The organism is Paenibacillus sp. MZ03-122A (assembly GCF_024213325.1).
In the GTDB taxonomy this organism is placed as follows: domain Bacteria; phylum Bacillota; class Bacilli; order Paenibacillales; family Paenibacillaceae; genus Paenibacillus; species Paenibacillus polymyxa_B.
This window is the reverse complement of record NZ_JANAVI010000001.1, coordinates 158,464-180,419: the sequence shown is the minus strand read 5'-3', so window position 1 is coordinate 180,419 and position 21,956 is coordinate 158,464. Positions and strand designations below refer to the sequence as shown.

Annotated in this window: 17 protein-coding genes, 1 tRNA gene and 1 pseudogene; 1 reads left to right on the top strand and 18 read right to left on the bottom strand. The window is 45.2% G+C overall.

From position 1 onward, the window contains the following. Window positions 1–390: 390 nt before the first annotated feature. The 12 genes and pseudogenes from abc-f to ilvB form a co-directional block, all read right to left on the bottom strand. Entirely contained in the window at window positions 391–2,241 is a 1,851-nt protein-coding gene (abc-f, locus tag NLX74_RS00895; protein WP_254327983.1) for a ribosomal protection-like ABC-F family protein, read from the bottom strand. 365 nt (window positions 2,242–2,606) lie between these two features. Continuing rightward, window positions 2,607–2,693, bottom strand: a pseudogene (locus tag NLX74_RS00890) (hypothetical protein); the annotation flags it as partial. Window positions 2,694–2,763: 70 nt separating this feature from the next. After that, a tRNA-Gly gene (locus tag NLX74_RS00885) sits at window positions 2,764–2,834 on the bottom strand. 107 nt (window positions 2,835–2,941) lie between these two features. After that, complete coding sequence (locus NLX74_RS00880) at window positions 2,942–5,083, bottom strand: bifunctional diguanylate cyclase/phosphodiesterase (protein WP_254327698.1); 2,142 nt, start codon at window positions 5,081–5,083, stop codon at window positions 2,942–2,944. 341 nt (window positions 5,084–5,424) lie between these two features. Next, entirely contained in the window at window positions 5,425–6,528 is a 1,104-nt protein-coding gene (locus tag NLX74_RS00875; RefSeq protein WP_254327697.1) for an ATP-binding protein, read from the bottom strand. Between the two features lie 342 nt (window positions 6,529–6,870). Continuing rightward, entirely contained in the window at window positions 6,871–7,287 is a 417-nt protein-coding gene (locus tag NLX74_RS00870; protein ID WP_013309391.1) for a hypothetical protein, read from the bottom strand. A 260-nt stretch (window positions 7,288–7,547) separates the two neighbouring features. Then, a complete protein-coding gene (locus NLX74_RS00865) occupies window positions 7,548–8,087 on the bottom strand; it encodes a peroxiredoxin (RefSeq protein ID WP_023987763.1) in 540 nt (179 codons plus the stop codon). A 322-nt stretch (window positions 8,088–8,409) separates the two neighbouring features. Next, window positions 8,410–9,486, bottom strand: coding sequence for a 3-isopropylmalate dehydrogenase (leuB, locus tag NLX74_RS00860; RefSeq protein WP_061829127.1), 1,077 nt, complete (start codon window positions 9,484–9,486; stop codon window positions 8,410–8,412). A 204-nt stretch (window positions 9,487–9,690) separates the two neighbouring features. Next, window positions 9,691–11,232: a 2-isopropylmalate synthase gene (locus NLX74_RS00855; RefSeq protein WP_254327696.1), complete on the bottom strand. Its 1,542-nt coding sequence runs from the start codon at window positions 11,230–11,232 to the stop codon at window positions 9,691–9,693. Window positions 11,233–11,355: 123 nt separating this feature from the next. After that, window positions 11,356–12,348, bottom strand: coding sequence for a ketol-acid reductoisomerase (gene ilvC, locus NLX74_RS00850; RefSeq protein WP_013309387.1), 993 nt, complete (start codon window positions 12,346–12,348; stop codon window positions 11,356–11,358). 163 nt (window positions 12,349–12,511) lie between these two features. Further along, window positions 12,512–12,997, bottom strand: coding sequence for an acetolactate synthase small subunit (gene ilvN / locus NLX74_RS00845; RefSeq protein WP_023987760.1), 486 nt, complete (start codon window positions 12,995–12,997; stop codon window positions 12,512–12,514). A gap of 1 nt (window position 12,998) precedes the next feature. Next, on the bottom strand, window positions 12,999–14,744 hold the full coding sequence (gene ilvB, locus NLX74_RS00840; protein WP_061829126.1) for a biosynthetic-type acetolactate synthase large subunit: 1,746 nt from the start codon (window positions 14,742–14,744) through the stop codon (window positions 12,999–13,001). A gap of 613 nt (window positions 14,745–15,357) precedes the next feature. Between ilvB and NLX74_RS00835 the strand changes: the two genes are divergently transcribed. Then, window positions 15,358–15,798 carry a GNAT family N-acetyltransferase gene (locus NLX74_RS00835; protein ID WP_235307876.1) on the top strand — a complete coding sequence of 147 codons (441 nt, stop codon included), beginning with the start codon at window positions 15,358–15,360 and terminating at the stop codon, window positions 15,796–15,798. 34 nt (window positions 15,799–15,832) lie between these two features. On the opposite strand, the gene NLX74_RS00830 is transcribed toward NLX74_RS00835, so the two are convergent. The 6 genes from NLX74_RS00830 to rplT all read right to left on the bottom strand — a co-directional run bounded on the left by NLX74_RS00830 (window position 15,833) and on the right by rplT (window position 21,931). Next, window positions 15,833–16,180, bottom strand: a complete 348-nt coding sequence (locus tag NLX74_RS00830) for a hypothetical protein (protein ID WP_023987757.1) — start codon at window positions 16,178–16,180, stop codon at window positions 15,833–15,835. A 262-nt stretch (window positions 16,181–16,442) separates the two neighbouring features. Continuing rightward, entirely contained in the window at window positions 16,443–17,402 is a 960-nt protein-coding gene (locus tag NLX74_RS00825; RefSeq protein ID WP_010349245.1) for an ABC transporter permease, read from the bottom strand. A 1-nt stretch (window position 17,403) separates the two neighbouring features. Then, entirely contained in the window at window positions 17,404–18,483 is a 1,080-nt protein-coding gene (locus tag NLX74_RS00820) for an ABC transporter permease (protein WP_254327695.1), read from the bottom strand. Further along, window positions 18,476–20,014 carry an ABC transporter ATP-binding protein gene (locus tag NLX74_RS00815; protein WP_254327694.1) on the bottom strand — a complete coding sequence of 513 codons (1,539 nt, stop codon included), beginning with the start codon at window positions 20,012–20,014 and terminating at the stop codon, window positions 18,476–18,478. The genes NLX74_RS00820 and NLX74_RS00815 overlap by 8 nt, the downstream gene beginning before the upstream one ends. Window positions 20,015–20,155: 141 nt before the next feature. Beyond that, window positions 20,156–21,193 carry a BMP family lipoprotein gene (locus tag NLX74_RS00810; RefSeq protein ID WP_254327693.1) on the bottom strand — a complete coding sequence of 346 codons (1,038 nt, stop codon included), beginning with the start codon at window positions 21,191–21,193 and terminating at the stop codon, window positions 20,156–20,158. Window positions 21,194–21,571: 378 nt separating this feature from the next. Continuing rightward, on the bottom strand, window positions 21,572–21,931 hold the full coding sequence (rplT, locus tag NLX74_RS00805; protein ID WP_007429517.1) for a 50S ribosomal protein L20: 360 nt from the start codon (window positions 21,929–21,931) through the stop codon (window positions 21,572–21,574). Window positions 21,932–21,956 lie beyond the last annotated feature (25 nt).

Genomic DNA, 21,956 nt, shown 5'->3' with positions numbered 1-21,956 from the left:
CTCCCGGTAAGGGACGAAAAGACCGTGGTACCACCCTCGTTAGACAATAAGCTCAGCTCACCCAGCGTTCTGCCTTACGGCAACTAGTTACAGGTGATTTTCATGCTATGCATCATCGTCTCGCTCTACACGTTGTAACGGTCGTGAACCGGTATCCCCTACTTGCACATTCGCCATTCACATGGCGCCTGAGGTTCAAGGAACTGCTCCGGAGCGAACTTCAACAGCCCAGTATTTGCAGAAACGCTCTCAATCCTACGGCGCTTCCTCCCTGTTCAATCGGACACTGTCTACTCTTCTCCATCAAGACATTTTCAAAAATTCGAACTATTGTTCATTATTATATGCAAACTACCGCGCTTTGGCAAGCAGGGCATACGTTTCATTTCTTTAGATATCGAGATCATCCAACCGTTCCAGATTTGCACGAATGCGCCTGATTTCGCTCAACAACTTCTCGTTTTCGTCATTCGTGCCCGTCATTCCCATCAACTCTGTAAGACGCAATTGTAATCGAAGCCGTTCCTCACGCCGCTCCTGGTCTTCTGGCTCCCGTTGACGGCTCCGCTCATCTTCTTGCTTTTCGTCAGCTGTCCCCTCATAGATTTCATATCCGCCCCCCGGCTTCATATCCAGTAACCGAGTTGCCGTGCACCTCACCAGCTCCCGATCATGTGAGACGAGCACCAGTGCTCCATCATAGTTACGCAAAGAATCCTCTACAATTTCACGGGTTTCAATGTCAAAATAATTCGTGGGTTCATCCAGCACCAGCAGATTGGCTCCACTAAAGTACAGACGCAGAAAAGCTACCCTGCATTTTTCTCCCATACTGAGTGTCCCGATCCTTTTAAATACGTCCTCTTTCGCAAAAAGAAAGCAGCCCAACACCGTTCTCGCTTCTGTTTGAGTCATCGTCGGGAGTGCAAGCAGACTGTCCAGCAACGTTTGATCCTCCGGAAGCTGCTCCAGCTCCTGTGAAAAATATCCGATGTTCAACTGTGGGTTGGTTGTGATTTTTCCTGTCTGCGGCTCCAGTTGACCTGTTAATAACCGAAGCAGCGTGGTTTTACCAATTCCATTGGGCCCCCGAACAGCCAGACGGTCTCCACGTGCAACGATCAGATTTAGATTTTTCACAATGATACGGTCGTCGTAGCTAAAGTCAACCTGCTCAGCACGCAGCAAATATTTTGCCTGAAACCCGCTGTCACTTAATTTCATGTGCAAAGACGCAGCCTCACGCGGTTGCTCTACTCTATTGGCTTCCAGTCGCTCCAGTTCCTTCTCCTTCGCATGGTAACGGGAAATATTTTTTTTAGCCTTGGCCTTATAAAAGCTCTGTGTAACGGCCATCTCAACCTTGGATGCGCCACGATGCGCCTGATGAAACCATTCCCTGTAATTTCGAATCGTTTCCTCCAGCGCCTGTTTCGCCAGCTCCTGCTTCCGATAGTTGGCTTCCTGCTCTCGCAGTTCTCGCTCCTTTTGCGCTTTATATTCCTTATAGCCGCCTTTATAGCGCCCAATACCTGTCGATGTGAGCTCAACTATACTCGTAGCCACCCGATCCAAAAAGGCTCTGTCATGCGATACAAACAGCAGTGTTCCTGGATACGTGGACAGCCACTGCTCCAGCCAAAGCAAGCTTTCGGCATCCAAATGGTTAGTCGGCTCATCCAGCACCAGTAGCTTCGGCTGCCTGACCATGAGTCCGGCTAATCGCACTCTCGTCTTCTGTCCGCCACTCAGGTCACCATAAGCAATGGACCACGTCTGGACAGGCATTCCCATTCGAGTGAGCGCCTTTTCCACCTCAGACTCCCAGGCAAAGCCTTGCAGGCGTTCGTATTCATCCATCAGCTCGCCGTAACGCTCCAGATGATTCTCCATATCCTTCCCAGCATCGGCTAGGTCAACTTCCAGCTGTCCCAATGCTTGCTTGAGAAGCCAATGCCGAGGGCTGGCCTGCTGTGCGGCCTCAAGTGCGGTTCGAGACCAATCCACCGTATCCTGCTGCTTCAGCCAGCCCCGCTCTTCCAGTGGCAAATCATGCTCTACTTGACCAGAGGTTGGCGCTTCATCTCCCAGCAGAATTCGCAATAGCGTCGTTTTACCTGCTCCATTTCTTCCAAACAGTGCGAGCCGTTCTCCTTCCATCACATCCAACGACACATTCTCAAATAAAGATGTCCCGTTCCAATCCTTTACTACATTGCGAATACGCAAAATCGTTCTCATACCGATCATCCTTTCCCAGTCCGGTTTTTTGACCCCGGAAGCAATAAAAAAAGCCGCAGAAGGCTGCGGCTTGCATACAAGGAATATAGAATGACTGTTATGAATCGTCTCAGAACATACGCTTATGAAAAATAACACCGCAAACGAATAAGCCAAATCCCGTTCCGGAATAAACGCATACGTCCCTATATTCATTTTCAGACACACTTCTCCCGTTGCAGCTTACAGCCGCCTGCCAGTAACTGTGCAGTTAAGTGGGAAAATCAGTGTGCTTACTTCATCGGACGTATGGTTACCTTCCTTTTCATGGGATACTTACTTGCAGTCAGTATAGCAGATCACAGCACATTTGCAAATAACCCACGTTATTTTTCAAATACCAAAGTTGTATTGGACGAACCTGCATATTTCGTTACAAACTCTTTAGTATATTCAGGGATCTGAACCTGATAGCATTTATCTAGCTCCAAACAAAACAAAAAACCCTTGTGTCACAAGGGTTTCGAATTTCTTAAAACAGTAAGCGGGTGATGGGAATCGAACCCACGCTATCAGCTTGGAAGGCTGAAGTTCTACCATTGAACTACACCCGCATTTTATAACATCTCGATTCTTATGTATGACACGCTTAACCTATCGTCAACCAGCTGAATCAGGATGTTATTTAGTATAACTTACCTTTCAGCAAAATGCAAGCATACTACATACTATCCTGAGCCAGCCAATTCATAGGTTTACGTAAAAACAATTTTTCAAAGACTTCTGCAGGAATGGGGCGACTAAAGTAATATCCCTGACCCTCATGACAATCCTGTGCCTGCAAAAAATGAAGCTGCTCCTCATTTTCCACTCCTTCAGCCGTAACCTTCAGCTTCAAATGGTGAGCCATGGAGGCAATAGTAGATACAATTGCCGCATTTTTGCTGTCGACCAGTACCTCTTTTACAAAGGAACGGTCAATTTTTAGACGATCAATCGGGAGATTCTTCAAATAATGCAATGAGCTATAGCCAGTTCCAAAATCATCAATACTGATTGCGACACCAATAGCCTTTATTTTTTTCAACTGTTCAAAGGCCCGATCCTTATCAAAGGTCATACTTTCGGTAATCTCAAGCTCTAGATAGCGTGCTTCAAGTTCCGTATAGGTCAAAATGCCCCGAATGACATCCACCAGCTTTTTTTGCTGAAATTGGCGCATGGATAAATTGACCGAAATCGGGATGGGTGGGTACCCGAGCTCCTGCCATTGCTTATTTTGCAGACAGGCCTCCCTTAACACCCATTCCCCCAAGGGCACAATTAAGCCACTTTCTTCAGCCACCGGAATAAAATCGCCCGGCATCACCATCCCACGATGAGGATGATTCCACCGCACCAGCGCCTCCAAACTCGTTAGCTCGCCACTTTGCAGGTGGACACGTGGTTGATATACCAATGAAAATTCCTCATTTTCAAGTGCTCGCCGCAGATCATTTTCCAGCTGGAGTCTTTCATGCGCTCGCATCTGCATCGCGCTAGCATACCGCTGAAAATTCACTCCCTGCTCTTTGGCACTATGGACAGCCGTATCCGCCTGCTGAATAAGCTGTTCGCTCTGATTCGCATCCAACGGGTATAAAGCTATACCAACGCTCACCATCACATGATAAGATTCGCCATTAATATCGAAAGGCTGATCGAACAGCTTCACCATATCATCAATACGATTTCTCATAGCATCTGTATCTTCGTATCCCGTTAGAAGAAAGGCAAATTCATCTCCGCCCATGCTAAAGACTGCTTCCCCTTCATGGCTAAAATGCCCCAAGCGTTCGCCTACCGCATACAGCAAATAATTCCCTGCCATATGTCCAAGCGAGTCATTAATCGCCTTGAAACGATCAATATTTAGCACTAAAAGCGCTACTGTCTCATCCGATTTCAATGATTTGCGCAATATTTTATCTAAGCGTTGGGAAAGGCGACGACGATTGGGGAGTCCTGTTATATCATCATTATAGGCAATGTGATTAAACTCAGATTCTGCTGCTTGCTTTTCACGATAAGGAACCAGAACCATCAACCGAACCAGCCCGCTCAACATATTATAAAATGCTACCGCGTTGGTCAAAAGTCCCAAAAGGTGATTAATATCGCTCATTTGCTCAGAAAATAAATAGAACAACTGACTCACAACACACAGCCCAATCCCACGAACAATAAGCAACATGCCCAACTCCGCCGGGCGGGCTTTCCGATATTTTCGCACCCCGAAAATAAAAGTGAGCACAAGCAGTAACATGACAGCCAGATTTAATGTCCAGCCTAAGTTGCCTATTTCGTATCGTATACGTAGATCCGGTAAGTCTGCACCAAATGTCTTAATAACTCCTAGAATCAGCAAAGTGCAGCCTATCCCTGCCCACAAAGCCACTGTCTTGTATTCAGACTTCGTCTTGCTAAACGGGAGGAAACAAACACATAAGAGCAAGACAGAAGTAAAGGCACGATTTACAAATAGCAGCCATAACGAAATGCCCGGAGACAAAGCAAAGTCCGTCAGGCTTACGAAACTAAACGAAACAATATGAACAAGGTAAAGCAGACCAGCCACCAAAAACGTCGGGGCAATAAGAAGTCTCTGCAAGGATAACTGTTCCAGTAAAACGGACCAGGACTGATAAAAAATAGAAAAACAAATCGCAGCACAGGAAAATCCTACAATCGGATATAACAAGAAAAAAACATTATGGGAGTATATCTTATTCAAAGTTACGTGAAATAACTGAACCAAGACAAACAAAACTATCGAAGCAATGCCGATACCTATCGTTTTTTTTACTTCCAGCCGTATACTCATTCAGCCTCTTCAGCCCCCTGCATATCGGAGATTCCGATCATCTAAGACGTTTGACAGCTTTGGAAGCCGTTGTTTAAGTCTATAGTATCAAAAATAATGTTGTATTCTGGTATATAATAGCATTTAATCTGTGAAAGGTGAATCATTTTTTTGTCTTAAATTCATGAATTCATTTTCGCATTTACGCAAATAACCGAGCTTACAGCACCAAAAAAGCGCATCATCTTGTCAGATTATGCGCTTCAGACAACCTTTTCCAAAAAGGTGATACCTATACCCCAACGCTGCACAACATAAAAGAAATAGTATGTACAGGACCCCTCTGCGATAACCTCCCCATATTAAACTACAGGAAGCGTGATTTTGAATTGTGTGCCACTTCCATGTCTACTGTCTACATGTATGAAGCCTCCGTGATTTTTGATAATTCGATAGCTCACAGCCAATCCCAATCCGGTTCCACTTTCTTTTGTTGTAAAAAAAGGATCAAATAAACGCGCCAATGTATTGTGATCCATACCTAATCCGTTATCTTCAATACAAATGTGGACATAGTTACCCTCAAGCACTGTATGGATATCGATGCAGCCCTCTCGTTCCCCACTGATGCTTTCAATGGCATCCATCGCATTTTTAATCATATTGAGGATAACCTGCTTAATTTGCTTCACATCAATGGAAACCTTCATGAGCTCATCATTTTCGTCCAATGCAATCTGGCAACCCTTCATTAATGCTTCGCTTTCTGTCAGCATCACTACCTCTTTCAGCAAGCCCATCACAGATACAGCTGTTTTTTGCGGAGCCGAAGGCTTGGACGAATTTAAGAACTCATAAATAATGTCGTTCGCACGATCAATCTCTGTTAATATAATGCGGGCATACTCGTCCCTGCCCAACTCCACCAAATGTGGCCGAAGCAATTGAATAAAGCCCCGAATTGCGGTAAGCGGGTTACGGATTTCATGGGCGATAGAGGCAGAGATGCGTCCCAGCATCGCTAGCTTATCGTTTTGATACGCCGTCTGCTCAATCTGCTTATAATCCGACACATCCTTGACGCTAAACAAAAAGTCCCCATCCATCTGATCACCATAGGTCACTGTTATCAACCAATGCCGACCATACTCATCAATCAACTCATGATAGCGCTTTCTATGAAAGATAGTTTCTTTATAAATCCGCATGATTTTCTTCTTCTTAAACCGACTTAACTCAGGATGATGCAAAATTTGCATCAAATTGCGACCTGCTAGCGAACTCCGTGGTAGCTCCAGCAATTTCGCCATTTGCACGTTAATAAAGGTCAGTACCCCGTCACTGTCAAACAGCATGATACCACTATCCAGGTTCTCCAGCACATTTTCATACTTGTTATTGGCGATCTGTGTGGAAGGACAAGCTCCCACGGTATCAAGCAAGGCTTCTTGGAATTCACTGATCATGCCAGGCTTCCCCCTTGTTTCGGAATGACAAACTGGCCGTTTCGGACGCGTAATAATCTTGAAGAAGAGAAAGGCATCTATCGACTACCCTTCAATGATGTAGAAAACAGTTTCACAGAAATCCGACCATCTCTTTCCAATTCGAGTCGAGTCTTATTTTATGATAGACAAGATTAAGGATCGCAGTCAATCGGAAAAAGTGTCGAATCCAAATTTTTATCCTGTTTTCTTTCGTCATAATATCTGCGCAACATTACCAAAATGAAAGATTACGTTAGGAACAAGCGCCCTACACACCAAAGAAGCTCTCCAGAATTGAGAGCTTCTTTGGTGTGTAGGATGTCAACTGCCGCTCTTATTATGTTGAAGTCGGGATCGTCTTTGGCTCATAACGGCCAGTCTTCTCTTAAGCTCTCCCTGCCATTTTTCATCATTCATCTGTTTGGCTACCATCAATAAATCCAGAGATATGTCAATTTGACGCTTCACAATTTCAAAGGCATCTTCACTTTCACGATTCACACAATTTTCAAATATCGTATCATCGTCTTCCATGACATAATCCTGAAAATCAATCTCGGTTGCCCCATCTCCATGTGCATATTCAGCCAGAATTTCATACTCATTTTCGACTTTATAATGAACTTCAATGCGACGACATACCGGGCAAAACAGCAAAGGAACATTATGAACTTGGGTGCGGTAATGCTTCAGCGTTCCCTTGGTTCCTACCATGCTTGCTCCACAGCAATAACTCATCCGGGCTCAGCCTCCTCTGAACAAAACCTGTTCTGCCTTGTTTATCTTCTACAATACCTTATTCGCTTTCATCAGGCAAAATTCCTCCAGAACACAACAACATTTCCATAATTATTTGTTACTTCACTCTATATTGTCTCATTTAAACAGGATATCCTCACATCTTGCGCTGCACAGAGCAGGCAAGCAAGCCCCCAATAACGGCAGAGTAACCGCTAGTTGGGGGCTTGCTTGTTTAATTTCAACTTGTGAAGCTTATATTACAGATTTTGATCGCCTGGTTTCCAGTTCATTGGGCACAAGCCACCGGATTGCAAAGCTTGCAGTACACGCAAAGTTTCTTCCACACTGCGGCCTACGTCGTTGTGGTTAACCACTTGATATTTCAATTCGCCTTCTGGATCAATGATGAACAAGCCGCGCAATGCAACGCCTTCTTCTTCGATCAGAACGCCATAATCGCTTGCTGTTTTCTTCGTGATGTCAGAAGCCAATGGGAAGTTCAGTTTGCCCAGACCATTGTTTTCTTTAGCTGTGTTGATCCATGCTTTGTGGCTGTGCACGGAGTCTACACTGATACCCAGAATTTCAGTATCCAGCTCTTTGAATTGGTCAGCAGCATCGCTCAACGCTGTAATTTCCGTAGGGCACACAAAAGTGAAATCCAGTGGATAGAAGAAAAATACGAGCCACTTGCCACGGTAATCGGAAAGCTTTACCGAACCAAATTCTTGACCGTCTCCAGTCACTGTTTCCAATGCAAAATCAGGGGCGGGTCTTCCTACCAATCTTTCTGCCATAATAATGAAATCCTCCTTTAAAATATGTAAGAAAAACACCGAATGTGTTTTCCTCAATCATCTGTATTGTAATGAACAACTTACTTGATAAATGTTATCATTCGCTGAAATCAAAGTCAACATTATAACCATTACTTTTTTATAATTATTTTAAACTAGCTTAAAAATTCACGGTTTATTCACATTTTGAACTTTTGAATATACAAGTAGCTCCTGATTGCTCAGGAGCTACTGTGCTAAACATTTGCCGAAAAAGGCTGTACTGTATAACCTTACTATATAATAGGAAGCTTTTTTTCAGAACAGGTGATTTACGGAGCTTTTAACGAATAGCTGCTGCGATCAGATCTCCCATTTGAGTTGTCGAGATCGCTTGAGATTTATCCACCGCAATATCCGCCGTACGGTGCCCTGCATCCAATACCTCAGCTACCGCTTTCTCAATGGCATCAGCTGCCTTCTCGTACCCGAAGGTGAGACGGAACATCAAAGCAACGGACAAAATCGTTGCAATGGGATTCGCCAGCCCTTGACCTGCAATGTCAGGCGCCGAGCCATGTACCGGCTCGTATAGGCCGAAGCTGCCTTCTCCAAGTGATGCGGAGGAGAGCATGCCGATGGATCCGGTCAGCATAGCCGCTTCATCACTGAGAATGTCACCAAACATATTTTCCGTCACGATGACGTCAAAGCTAGATGGACGACGCAGCAATTGCATGGCGCAGTTATCAACCAATACATGCTCCAGCTCGACATCCGGGTAGTCTACAGCAACCCGGTTAACGACTTCACGCCATAAACGGGAGGTTTCCAGTACATTAGCCTTATCCACCGATGCTAGTTTCTTGCGACGTTTTTGTGCAATTTCGAAAGATTGGCGCACTATACGCTCTACTTCTGTTACATTATATGCACAAGTATCGACTGCTTCCTCACCCTGTGGACTTTCTCGTCTGAACTTCTCACCGAAATAAATGCCGCCCGTCAGTTCGCGCACCACGATCAGGTCCGTTCCTTCCAACACTTCCGGTTTCAATGTAGATGCGTCCTTGAGACAGTCAAAGACGACAGCAGGACGAAGATTCGAAAACAGACCGAGCTCTTTACGAATGCCCAGCAGTCCGGTTTCAGGACGAAGTTCCTTTGGATTGTTGTCCCATTGTGGTCCTCCTACCGCCCCCAGCAGAACGGCATCTGCAGCTTGACATACTGCCAGTGTTTCTTCCGGCAATGGTGTGCCTTTCTTATCAATGGCAATCCCACCGAACAGCGCATGCTCCGTTTCAAATGAAAGGCCGAACACTTCTTCCGTACGTTTCAAAATTTTCTCTGCCTCTGCGACCACTTCCGGTCCAATTCCATCTCCCGCTATTACCGCAATCTTTTTAACGTCTGCCATCACGTACACTCCTCTTGTTATACAGCTATACAACCGTATTTTTCATACCTTCTTTGTAACATATATGGCAGGGCTTTGACCAAGATATAGAATCTATCAATTCAATAGGCACAGCCTATAAGTTGATTTTTTCATCAGAGAAAAAGAAAACAGGACCGGAAACATCCGATCCTGTATATATCCAACTCTTAAGTCTGCATAAAATTAAGATTTATAATCTACGCGATTACTGTAATTTTTACGCTTGTCGATCAAACCATTTAGCGCATCTACGTAAGCCCGAGCACTTGCTTCCAGAATATCGGTACTTACCCCACGTCCCTGCACAGACAGTCCGTTTTGCGTCAGCACTACATGGACTTCACCCAGGGCGTCCTTACCATGGGTAACTGACTTGATGGAGTAATCTGAAAGTACAACGCTTTCGCTGCTGGCTTGGTCAATCGCATTGTAGATCGCATCGACTGAACCATTTCCTTCAGCTTCTGTCTCGATAACCTGACCTTCATCGTTAACCAGACGTACTTGTGCGGAAGGCGTAGCTTTGTTTCCATAGGTAACAAAAATGGTTTCCAGCTTGAATACTTCAGGTGCATCGGCCAATTTTTCTTCCAGCAATGCCAAAATATCATCGTCCGAAACTTCCTTCTTCTTATCAGCCAAGTCCTTGAACTGCCCAAAAGCGCGATTCAGATCTTCTTCGTTCAATTCGTAGCCCAACTCGATCAAACGCTCACGGAAAGCATGACGACCTGAGTGCTTACCGAGTACCAGCTTGCTTTCTTTTAGACCGATACTTTCTGGTGTCATGATTTCATAAGTCGTTTTCTCTTTCAACATGCCGTCTTGATGAATACCTGATTCGTGCGCAAAAGCATTGGCTCCAACAATCGCCTTGTTGCCCGGCACTACCATCCCCGTCAAACGGCTAACCAAACGGCTCGTGCGCGCAATTTCAGACAATTGCAGAGATGTTTTGGCCTGAAAAAATTCTTGTCTCGTCTCCAGTGCCATGGCGATTTCCTCAATGGCCGTGTTTCCGGCGCGTTCACCAATACCGTTAATGGTTCCCTCGATCTGATCCGCGCCGTTCAGGATGGCAGCGAGTGTATTAGCAGTAGCCATTCCCAGGTCATTGTGGCAATGTGCACTCAATTGAATCTTCTCCACATCGACCACATTTTCCTTAATGTGTTTGAATATATTTCCATACTCGTAGGGTGTCAAGTAACCTACCGTATCTGGAATGTTGACGACAGAAGCCCCTTCTTGTACAGCCATGGTAACCATTTCAACCACAAAATCAAGCTCTGTACGACCTGCATCCTCCAAAGAAAACTCCACTTTAGGCAAATATTTCAACCCATATCGTATGGCAGCACGAGCAGTTTCCAAGACCTGTGCCTTCTCCATCCGCAGCTTATGCTGACGGTGAATAGGAGAAGTTGCCAAGAAGATATGGATACACGGGTCCTGAGCTCCCTTAAGTGCCTCGCGAACCGCATCAATATCCTGTTCCCTTGCACGCGAAAGACCAATAACCGTCGAATTTCTCACAGCTTTTGCTACTGCATTAACAGCCGCCAGATCACCCGGAGAAGCAGCCGGGAACCCAGCCTCCATACGATCGATTCCCAGCTTCTCCAACTGATGAGCGATCTCCACTTTCTCACGAGTATTCAAGTTCACGCCAGGTGACTGTTCTCCGTCTCTCAACGTTGTGTCAAATATATATATTTTGCGCAACCTAACGCACCTCCTCAGGATTAGGACCCTTAAATTACAATGCGGCTCACGCAATAAGCAGGGCCGCATTGTAATTAATATTTATAATAATTCATATTGTCGAATTCATAGAACAAAAGATTATTACTTTTTGATCCAATGCATCATTTCACGCAATTGTCCGCCCACCACTTCAATCGGATGGTTAGCTTCATTACGACGAGTAGCCGTCAGGAATGCACGTCCAGATTGATTTTCAAGGATGAAGTCACGAGCAAATTTACCTTGTTGAATGTCAGTCAATACATCCTTCATGGCTTTCTTCGTATCTTCCGTTACCACGCGTGGTCCAGTTACATAATCGCCATATTCCGCTGTATTACTGATGGAATCACGCATCGTTGCCAATCCACCTTCATACATCAGGTCAACGATCAGCTTAAGCTCATGCAAGCATTCAAAGTATGCCATCTCAGGAGCATAACCTGCTTCAGTCAATGTTTCAAAGCCCGCTTTTACGAGTGCGCTCACGCCGCCACACAATACCGCCTGCTCACCGAACAGATCCGTCTCCGTTTCTTCACGGAAGGAGGTTTCAATTACGCCCGCACGTGTACAGCCAATGCCTTTTGCGTATGCAAGACCGATTTCTTTGGCTTGACCCGTTGCGTCCTGCTCAATTGCGATCAACCCCGGTACTCCAAATCCTTCTACATAGGTACGACGTACCATATGTCCTGGGGATTTTGGAGCAACCAGCAATACATCGCTATCTTTAGGAGCTACGATTTGTCCAAAATGAACGTTGAAACCATGGGAGAACAAAAGAGCTGCGCCTTTTTTCAGGTTAGGTTCAATTTCATTTTTGTACACAGAAGCTTGAGTTTCATCAGGTAACAAAATTTGAACCACATCTGCACGGCTTGTTGCATCAGCTACGTTCAGAACTTCAAAACCGTCGTTTCTTGCGACATCAGCTGATTTGCCTTCACGCAAACCAATAACAACATTCACACCACTGTCACGCAAGTTTTGTGCTTGAGCATGTCCTTGGCTACCGTAACCAATAACGGCCACTGTCTTTCCTTTCAATACGCTGAGTTCTGCATCTTTTTCGTAGTACGTTGTAACTGCCATGGTTAATTTCCTCCTTTTAATTGGACCCTTCATAATGAGCGGGTACCCCAAGAGACTTTCCCTCGTGCTCAGTATCCAAAAATCTCTTCGAGCCCCCGCTCTTATGCGGGCGGTTCTTTATTGATGTAATGCGCTATAAGCGGTAATTCGTTAAAGCTCCATATTAAGCATTGCCACGTATCATAGCTGTAACCCCGGTTCGAGTCAACTCCCGAATACCGTAAGGCTTCAACAACTCGATCATGGCATCAATTTTTTCTGTATCGCCAATGACCTGTACGATCAAGCTCGTCGTTCCAACATCAATTACAGCTGCTCTGAATGTTTCTACCACACCCATGATCTCTGGCCGCTGAGGCGGTTCTGCCTTTACCTTTATCATCGCCAATTCCCGAGCTACCATCGGCTTGGAACTGAGATCGATGACCTTGATCACATCAACCAGCTTGTAAAGCTGCTTTTCAATCTGCTCCAAGTTGTTCTCATCCCCTACAGTCACAATGACCATACGGGATAATCCAACTTCTTCCGATTGTCCCACAGTTATGCTCTCAATGTTAAAGCCTCGGCGACCGAACAGGCCGGACACACGTTGCAAAACGCCGGGTTGATCATTTACCAGTACAGCAATGGTATTTTTTGTTGTCATTTTACTCGTCCCCCATCAGCATTTGATCAATTGTCGAACCTTGCGTCACCATCGGATATACATTCTCTTCCTTGCTGACTACAAACTCGACAACGACCGGTCCGGGTGTATCAAGCGCCTCCTGCCAAGCCCGACGTGCCTCTTCCTTATTCGTAGCACGCAGTCCTTTGACTCCGTATGCTTCGGCAAGTTTCACAAAATCCGGACTTCCAGCCAGGTCAATGTGACTATACCGATTGTTATAGATCAATTCCTGCCATTGGCGAACCATTCCAAGAACCTGGTTGTTGATAATTACGATTTTAACCGGAATGTTATTGATTGCACAGATGGCTAATTCCTGCGAACACATCTGCATACCGCCGTCCCCGTTAATCGATATTACCAATCTGTCGGGATTTGCCATCTGAGCACCGATTGCAGAAGGGAAACCAAATCCCATCGTACCAAGTCCACCAGAGGTGACCCATGAACGTGGCTGATTGAATTTGTAATACTGCGCTGCCCACATTTGATGCTGTCCCACGTCCGTCGTTACGATTGCGCCGCCCTTGGTCGTTTCATCCAACAACTCAACAACCCATTGTGGTTTAAGCACCGTTTCAGAATCCTTATATGAATAAGGTTTCTCTTTCTTCCAATGCTGAATTTGCGCTCTCCATGCATCAGCTCGATCCGCACGTTTTACATCCTGATTCAGCAATTCCAGCACTGCCTTCACGTCACCCACGATAGGAATATCCGCTGCAACATTTTTTCCAATTTCAGCAGGGTCGATATCAATGTGGACGATTTTAGCTTGAGGAGCAAAGCCATCCAACTTGCCTGTTACCCGATCATCGAAGCGGGCTCCGATACAGATCAACAGATCGGACTGTTGAATCGCTTGATTGGAGGTGTATGTTCCATGCATCCCCGGCATCCCCGTCCACAGTTCATGTCCACTTGGGAAACCACCCAATCCGAGCAATGTTGTCGTAATAGGAATTTCCGTTTTACGAACAAACTCGTAAAGTGCTTCATGTCCACCGGAGTATACAACTCCTCCACCAGCCAGAATGAATGGACGTTCTGCTTCGGAAATAGCTTGAGTTAGCTTGTCTAGTTGAATTTTGTTGGGTATCACTTTCGGGTTATAACCCCGCATGGTCACAGGTTCCGTTTGTGGAACAAACAACGTCTGGGCTGCAGAAATATCCTTCGGAATATCAATCAGCACCGGTCCCTTGCGCCCTGTGTTGGCAATATGAAATGCCTCATGGATGATTCGCGGCAGATCCTCCACATCTCTTACCAGATAGCTGTGCTTCGTAATCGGCATTGTAATTCCCGTGATATCGGCTTCCTGGAAAGCATCCGTACCGATCAGGGAAGATATAACGTTACCCGTGATGACCACTAACGGCACCGAATCCATAAAAGCCGTCGCAATACCAGTTACCAGGTTTGTCGCTCCAGGTCCGGAAGTCGCGATACAGACACCCACTTTACCGCTCGCCCGTGCATAACCATCTGCCGCATGAATAGCTCCTTGCTCGTGACGAGTGAGGACATGCTTGAAATCCTTAAAGCCATACATGGCATCATAGATATAAAGCACTGCACCACCAGGATATCCGAAGACACAATCTACTCCCTCCAGCAACAGGCTACGGAGTAAAATTTCCGAACCTGTAATCACTTCAGGCTTCATCCACTTTTCACGTAATTCATTGGTTGACCTAACTTCAGGAATTTGTGCACTCATTGGTCATCCTCCTTTACAAAATTTACATACATCTGACATTTGTAAAAACAAAAAAACCTTTCATCCCTAGAACAGACTTGCTGTTACTGAGGGACGAAAGGCTGTAGCTTCCGTGGTACCACCCGTGTTTGCCCGATATTTCGCAATATCGAACCTTGGCAGGTACAGAAATCACAAAGGATCTCCATATCTGGCGTCTGTAACGTAGACCGTACGATTTTCCCTAATAGGTGATTCAGCGCACCGTTAATATCATCGGGCCCAAATACTTTTCAGGAAAACAGCTCCAAGGTGAGCTCGTTAAAAAGGGATTTTGGTGAAGCTTGCAGCTAATGCCTCACTCTCTGAACAAAAGAGCCCTAATCACTTCGTCCTCTTCATTGCCGTTGAGTTCATGTCATTCTTTCAAATGTTTAGACACATTATATGTCTCTCATCTGGGATAGTCAATACCCATATTTCATAAAAATTTATGTTTCTTTTCTGAAGCACCTCAGAGTCGCACGCTTGTAAGAGGTACCCGCATATTATAAAAAAGACCACACGGTGAGACAGTGCACTCCTCCAAAGCCACGTCTTATCTTGTTAAAAGGGTAGAAAAGGAGGCCCGTTTATGATTCGAAAACGCAGCTATCAAGATGACACCATCATCTTTCGTCTCATCGAGCAAGAGCTTGTCCCTCTATCGCATTTAAGTGTCCAAGAAATGGAACAAATACGCAAAGAATTACCCCGGCGCTTAAACCGGGGCATCACTTTTGTGGCTTGCAGACCGGATAATGCACAGGTTGTTGGCTTCATTCATGTTATGCTGCATGGCGAACTATTATACATTGATTTGATCGCAATCTCTTCGGCTCATCAAGGTATGCGATACGGAAAAAAACTGCTGGAGCATGCCGAACACTACGGACGACTGCGTCGCTGCAAGCGGGCTAAAGTTATGGTGGACGAAGACAATATCAGGGGGATCCATTTTTATCTGCGTCATCAATATCAAATGCTGCGCTACGTAGCTCTGAGCCGATGCCACGAACTCGAAAAGTCACTGTAAAAAGTATCTTTTTCGAGCTCAAGATTTTGTATGACTAAAATAAATTAGGGTAATACGGATATCCTACTCCGGGGTACCCCCCGTCTGTATACGGGCCTGGCTGCGGACCATATCCTGGTCCTCCATAACCTGGACCGTAGCCACCATATCCCCCACCATAGGCACCAATGTATGGAGCTGTGCCGATGGCAAGCAAGTCAAACAGCACCAGAGGAATAATCGCCTTCGTGTTTACTTTTTTCTTGCGGTTTGGTTGAAGAACCAGTCGGTTACCCGAAATGCGAATCAGCTTGCCGCTGACCTGGGAACCATCCTTGCGAGTAGCAAAGATGACTTTGCCAACAAGCTTCTCCACCTGCTTTCTGGTTACTGCCTGTTTCATCGTATTTCCTCCTTCTTTCTCAACGGATGGACAGATTGAACGGCTCCTTGATAGCTCATCACCACCACAAAATAGACCGGAGCTGACAGGGGCCGAGCGTCCCGTCCAATCTGCATAGCACAGTCTATTCCATTCATGCCAGTGGCGTATGTTTAAATGCCTGCACAATATAAAAAAATCTGGTACCTGCACATGCAGATACCAGATTTTTTTATACACCAATGTACATTTTCAAAATATACACATCAGCTGTTTATAAGTTTTAACGCTTGCTTGGATCATAAAGTTGACCCAAAGCGGCCGGAGCACGTGAACGTCCGACAGCCGCTACCAGTACAATAATCGTCAGGAGATACGGCAACATAAAAATAATTTCCTGGGGAATACTTTGGGACCATGCGAACAGCTGCACATAGTTGCGAATGGCTTGTGAAAAACCAAAAAACACTGCTGCGCCAAAAGCGCCGAGCGGATTCCATTTACCGAAAATCATAGCAGCAATAGCAATATATCCCTGCCCCGAAACTGTATTGTGCGAGAACATATTGGTTGTAGTCAGGGTGATGGTAGCTCCACCAATACCAGCCAACGCCCCACTGATCATAACACCAATATACCGAAGACGATTTACTTTAATACCCACTGTATCGGCCGCTCCTGGATGCTCCCCAACGGAACGCAAACGCAAGCCAAACGGTGTTTTATACAAAGTAAAATAGCCAATAATAACTAATAGAATGGCTAAGTATGTCGTTGGGTAAGCTTGGAAAAAGGCTTTTCCTGCAATCGGGATATCCACAAGGTAAGGGATGGATATTTCGTTGAAACCCTGAATCCGACCTGTGTCACCATCACCCTCAAATAAAAGCTTGACCATGTACAGTGTACTACCTGCTGCCAAAAAGTTGATAACTATACCACTTATTACCTGATCGGCTTTAAACGTAATAGAGGCTACAGCATGAATTAGCGAAACCAAAATACCGAACACCGCAGCTGACAGCACACCTACCCAAGCCGCAGAGGTGCCTCCTAGTCCAGCTTGCTCGGCATAAAATCCGCCAACACCCGCTGCAAACGCTCCGAATACCATAAGTCCTTCCAACCCGAGGTTCGTTACACCGGATTTTTCTGAAAAAACTCCGCCGAGAGACGCAAAAATAATCGCCGTCGCAAAAACGAGCGTTGTATGGATTAATTCACCAAGTGTTAACCAACTCATTTTACAACACCTTCTCTTTCTTCCGCTTGGAGTAGAGCGGCTTCACAACCCAACGTACAATACCTTGGGCCGCAATGAAGAAAATAATCGAGCCAATGACAACCCGGATAATTTCGGGCGGTACATCTGCGCTAAAGCTCATCCCCGCAGAACCATACGTAAGCGTTCCGAACAAAACAGAACCGAGCAACACACCGAATGGGTTATTCATCCCAATCAGGGCTACAGCGATACCGTCAAAGCCGGTTCCCGGTGATCCTGCCATAACAGATTGATAATGGAATACTCCCAGTACTTCAAAGGCGCCTGCCAATCCGGCAAAAACTCCACTAATGAACATCGCTTTTACGATATTACGATTTACATTCATACCTGCATAGCGGGATGCATCCTGATTAAATCCGACAGCCCGAAGCTCATAGCCTTGCTTTGTTTTCCACATGAAAATGTAGAAAAAGACTGCCGCCAGCACAGCAATAACCGTACCCCAATGTACCCGAGCATTCCCCATCATCTGGGACAGCCATTCGATGGAAATTGAAGCAGAAGGCTGAATATCGACAGAACGATTTTCACCATCCATAAGTGCGAACTGATTGATCACCAAATTAGCCAAATACAGACCGATCCAGTTCATCATAATACATGTAATAACTTCATTCACGCCTCGTTTGGCCTTCAAATAGCCAGCAATCGCAGCCCACAGGCCTCCGAAAACTGCACCTGCAATCACAGCCAACGGTGCATGTATGATAGCTGGCAACCCATGGAGTTTAATGCCCACAATCGAAGCAGCTGTCATACCTACCAGAAACTGACCTTCGCCGCCAATATTAAACAATCCGGCGCGGGCCGCAAAAGCAAATGCCAACCCCGTTAAAACCAGCGGAGTCATCTCACGGATAGCCTCTCCAAAGTTATAAGAATCTCCGTATACACGGCTAAACAAAGCAGAATAGGCCACAATAGGGTCATACCCGCCAATCAGCATCACAATAGCACCCAGAAGGAGACCCAAAATAATAGAGACCAGCGCCAGTACAAAGGAGTCTTTTGTGAATATTTTCAATAGATTAGCCATTCTCTACTCCTTTCTTCACTGCACTTCCTGCCATCATCAGTCCCAGTTCCTGGTCATTCGTTTCTTCTGGCAGCACTTCTCCGACAATCTTGCCCTCATAGATGACAGCAATTCGGTCGGATACATTCATAATCTCATCCAGTTCAAAAGATATGAGCAACACAGCTTTACCTTGGTCCCGTTGGGCAATCAGTTGTTTCTGGACAAATTCAATAGCTCCGACATCCAGACCGCGTGTAGGCTGTGCTGCAATGAGAAGGTCTGGATTTTTATCAATTTCACGCGCAATGATAGCCTTCTGCTGGTTCCCACCAGATAATGCTCTTGCCTTCGTGTGAATATCCGGTGTCCTTACATCAAACTTTTCGATAAGACTTTTGGCCTGTTTCTCTATAGCATCTTTGTTCAAAAAGCCATTTTTACTGTAAGGCGCCTGGTAATACGTCTCCAGCACCATATTTTCACTCATAGAAAAATCGAGCACCAGCCCATGCTTATGACGGTCTTCTGGTATATGGGAAACGCCTGCCTCTGAAATTTTGCGCGGTGGCTGATTGGCCACCTCTTGTCCGAGCAAACGAATGCTTCCGCCATCCACCTTGCGTAAGCCTGTCAAAGCTTCAATCAGCTCACTCTGTCCATTTCCATCTACTCCGGCAATCCCCAAAATCTCGCCCGCCTTGACCTGCAGGTTCAACTCATTTAGAACATTAATGCCATCCTTGTTTTTAGAAATTACATTGTTCATTTCCAGTACCGTTTGTCCTGGTTTCGCAAGCTGCTTGTCCACTTTAAAGGACACGCGACGGCCCACCATTTTCTCAGCCAGCTCATTTGGTGTTGTTTCAGACGTCTTGACCGTATCAATAACCTGACCTCGACGAATGATCGTAACGGTATCTGCAATTTGCATGATTTCTTTAAGTTTATGAGTAATAAGAATAATGGATTTGCCTTCAGCAACCAAGCGCTTCATAATGTCCAGCAACTCAGTGATCTCCTGCGGTGTCAGCACAGCTGTAGGCTCATCGAAAATCAGAATATCTGCACCGCGATAGAGCGTTTTGATAATTTCTACACGTTGCTGCATACCAACAGATATATCCTCAATTTTGGCATTCGGATTTACCTGAAGACCGTACTGCTCAGACAACCGCTGTACTTCTGCGGCAGCCTTTTTATAATTGATTTTCAGACCCTTACGTGGCTCCGAGCCCAGGACAATATTTTCGGTAACGGTAAACGGCTGTACGAGTTTAAAATGCTGATGCACCATGCCAATCCCCAGATCAATCGCCTTATTTGGACTATCAATCTGTACGGGTTTACCTCCGATTTCAATTGTCCCTTCATCCGGCTGATACAGTCCGAAAAGAATATTCATAAGCGTAGATTTACCCGCGCCATTCTCACCCAATAGGGCATGAATTTCTCCCTTATGCAGCTTGATGCTGATGGAGTCGTTGGCAACGATGCCGGGGAATCGTTTTGTAATTTGCTTTAACTCAACGACGGGGGTCGCTGCATCCATGAGATCACCCTTATACACTTTATAGTATGTGCTCCAATGAGCTGATTTTGCCCGTTATAATCCATATAACTCCAGACGTAAGAACAAGGCTAGTCTTATGAACCAGCCTTGTCGCTACTTCTATGTTCTTCAAGCCAAAACTTATTTCGAAGGAACTGTAACTTCACCCTTAATAATTTTTTGCTTGTATTGTTCTACAAGATCAAGCACGTCTTTAGGTACGTTTTTCGTTGATGTGTCTGCCAAACCAATACCATTATCCTTCAGAGCCAGTGTCTCGACACCGCCCTTAAATTTACCATCAATTACTTCTTTAGATACGCGTTTTACAGCTTCATCTACACGTTTTACCATCGAAGTCAATGTTACGTCGTCACCAAACTCAAGTGATTGGTCTTTATCTACGCCAATAACCCATACTTGCTGACCTTGCTGCTTACGTGCGAGTGCTTCATTAAATACACCTGTACCAGATCCGCCAGCTGCATGGAAAATAATATCCGCACCGCTGTTATAGATCGTCGCCGCTGCTGCTTTACCCAGATCCGGCTTATCAAATGCACCTGTGTAGTTAACTTCCAATTTTGCATTTGGATTTACAGCTTTAATTCCTGCTTCGAATCCTTTTTCAAAACGTTTGATCAATGGGCTTTCTTGTCCACCCACAAAACCAATTTTGTTTGTTTTGGTAAGCTTACCAGCTACAACCCCCACCAAGAAGGAACCTTCATTTTCAGCAAAAACAACCGATTTTACGTTAGGCGCATCCACGACACTGTCAATGATCGCCAAATTCTTGCTTGGGTTGTCTTTCGCTACTTGTCCAATCGCATTCGCCAGATTAAAACCGATTCCCCAAGTAAGGTTAAAATCACCCTTAACAAATTGGTTCAGGTTAGGAATATAATCTTGATCGGATTTACTTTGCAGGTATTTAACTTTAACGCCCGATTCTTTCTCAGTGGCTTGTAGTGCCTCCCAAGCAGATTGGTTAAACGATTTGTCGTTTACTCCACCCACATCTGTAACCATGCCGATTTGGACATTCGATGTTTTGGCAGAACCACCTGTGTCTCCGCCATTTGCGTTGGACGCACCTTGATTTTTGTTACCGCAGCCTGCGAGAATGACCGAGATCGCCAGCAGCATAACCAAAGACATACTGAACATTTTCTTCATGCTGATACTGTTCCCCCTTAGTGTTAGATCCCTGGACTGTCTCTTTTCTTTGAACATGTACATGCTCATGCATGTCATTTACTGACGAGACAGATCGTACAGAAGACTTACTTTAGAGATTATACAATTATGATCGGCTAAAATCTAGACAATTAATAACCTTGGGTCAATTTTTTTTAAAATCTCATCAATGTAAGCGTTACAAAACTAAAAAAAAACATACATTCTTCCATCTGACGTCATATTTATTCGTATTTTGGAGAAAACGAAGTCTTTTCGTACCATTGAGTATGTACAAAAAAAGGCATCCCTACACAGCGTACTGCTTGGGATACCTTTTTACCGTTTTCGCGGTTTCCACGCCTTCATTATTAATAATTAAGCGTTGATTTTGCCTTTAGCAACAGTTGCCAAAGAGTTGAATGCATTAATATCATTGACTGCAAGATCAGCCAAGATTTTGCGGTTAATGTCCACACCAGCCAATTTCAGGCCGTGCATCAATTTGCTGTAAGACAAACCGTTCAAACGAGCTGCTGCGTTGATACGCACGATCCACAGTCTGCGGAAGTTACGTTTCGTCTGACGACGGTCACGGTATGCGTAAACAAGCGATTTCATTACCTGCTCGTTAGCTGTTTTAAAAATGCGGTGTTTGGAACCAAAATAACCTTTAGCAAGCTTCAATACTTTTTTATGACGACGACGAACGACGAATCCGCCCTTTACTCTTGCCATATCAATAGACCTCCCAAATAATGTT

What these genes read in the sequence shown, in the direction of transcription:
- NLX74_RS00815 (WP_254327694.1), bottom strand. Translation starts at nt 20,014, where the DNA reads ATGGATGCAGCGACCCCCGTCGTTGAGTTAAAGCAAATTACAAAACGA.
- ilvN (WP_023987760.1), bottom strand. Translation starts at nt 12,997, where the DNA reads ATGACAACAAAAAATACCATTGCTGTACTGGTAAATGATCAACCCGGC.
- NLX74_RS00880 (WP_254327698.1), bottom strand. Translation starts at nt 5,083, where the DNA reads ATGAGTATACGGCTGGAAGTAAAAAAAACGATAGGTATCGGCATTGCT.
- leuB (WP_061829127.1), bottom strand. Translation starts at nt 9,486, where the DNA reads ATGGCAGACGTTAAAAAGATTGCGGTAATAGCGGGAGATGGAATTGGA.
- NLX74_RS00835 (WP_235307876.1), top strand. Translation starts at nt 15,358, where the DNA reads ATGATTCGAAAACGCAGCTATCAAGATGACACCATCATCTTTCGTCTC.
- NLX74_RS00870 (WP_013309391.1), bottom strand. Translation starts at nt 7,287, where the DNA reads ATGAGTTATTGCTGTGGAGCAAGCATGGTAGGAACCAAGGGAACGCTG.
- rplT (WP_007429517.1), bottom strand. Translation starts at nt 21,931, where the DNA reads ATGGCAAGAGTAAAGGGCGGATTCGTCGTTCGTCGTCGTCATAAAAAA.
- NLX74_RS00825 (WP_010349245.1), bottom strand. Translation starts at nt 17,402, where the DNA reads ATGAGTTGGTTAACACTTGGTGAATTAATCCATACAACGCTCGTTTTT.
- NLX74_RS00875 (WP_254327697.1), bottom strand. Translation starts at nt 6,528, where the DNA reads ATGATCAGTGAATTCCAAGAAGCCTTGCTTGATACCGTGGGAGCTTGT.
- NLX74_RS00830 (WP_023987757.1), bottom strand. Translation starts at nt 16,180, where the DNA reads ATGAAACAGGCAGTAACCAGAAAGCAGGTGGAGAAGCTTGTTGGCAAA.
- NLX74_RS00810 (WP_254327693.1), bottom strand. Translation starts at nt 21,193, where the DNA reads ATGAAGAAAATGTTCAGTATGTCTTTGGTTATGCTGCTGGCGATCTCG.
- NLX74_RS00865 (WP_023987763.1), bottom strand. Translation starts at nt 8,087, where the DNA reads ATGGCAGAAAGATTGGTAGGAAGACCCGCCCCTGATTTTGCATTGGAA.
- ilvB (WP_061829126.1), bottom strand. Translation starts at nt 14,744, where the DNA reads ATGAGTGCACAAATTCCTGAAGTTAGGTCAACCAATGAATTACGTGAA.
- abc-f (WP_254327983.1), bottom strand. Translation starts at nt 2,241, where the DNA reads ATGAGAACGATTTTGCGTATTCGCAATGTAGTAAAGGATTGGAACGGG.
- NLX74_RS00820 (WP_254327695.1), bottom strand. Translation starts at nt 18,483, where the DNA reads ATGGCTAATCTATTGAAAATATTCACAAAAGACTCCTTTGTACTGGCG.
- ilvC (WP_013309387.1), bottom strand. Translation starts at nt 12,348, where the DNA reads ATGGCAGTTACAACGTACTACGAAAAAGATGCAGAACTCAGCGTATTG.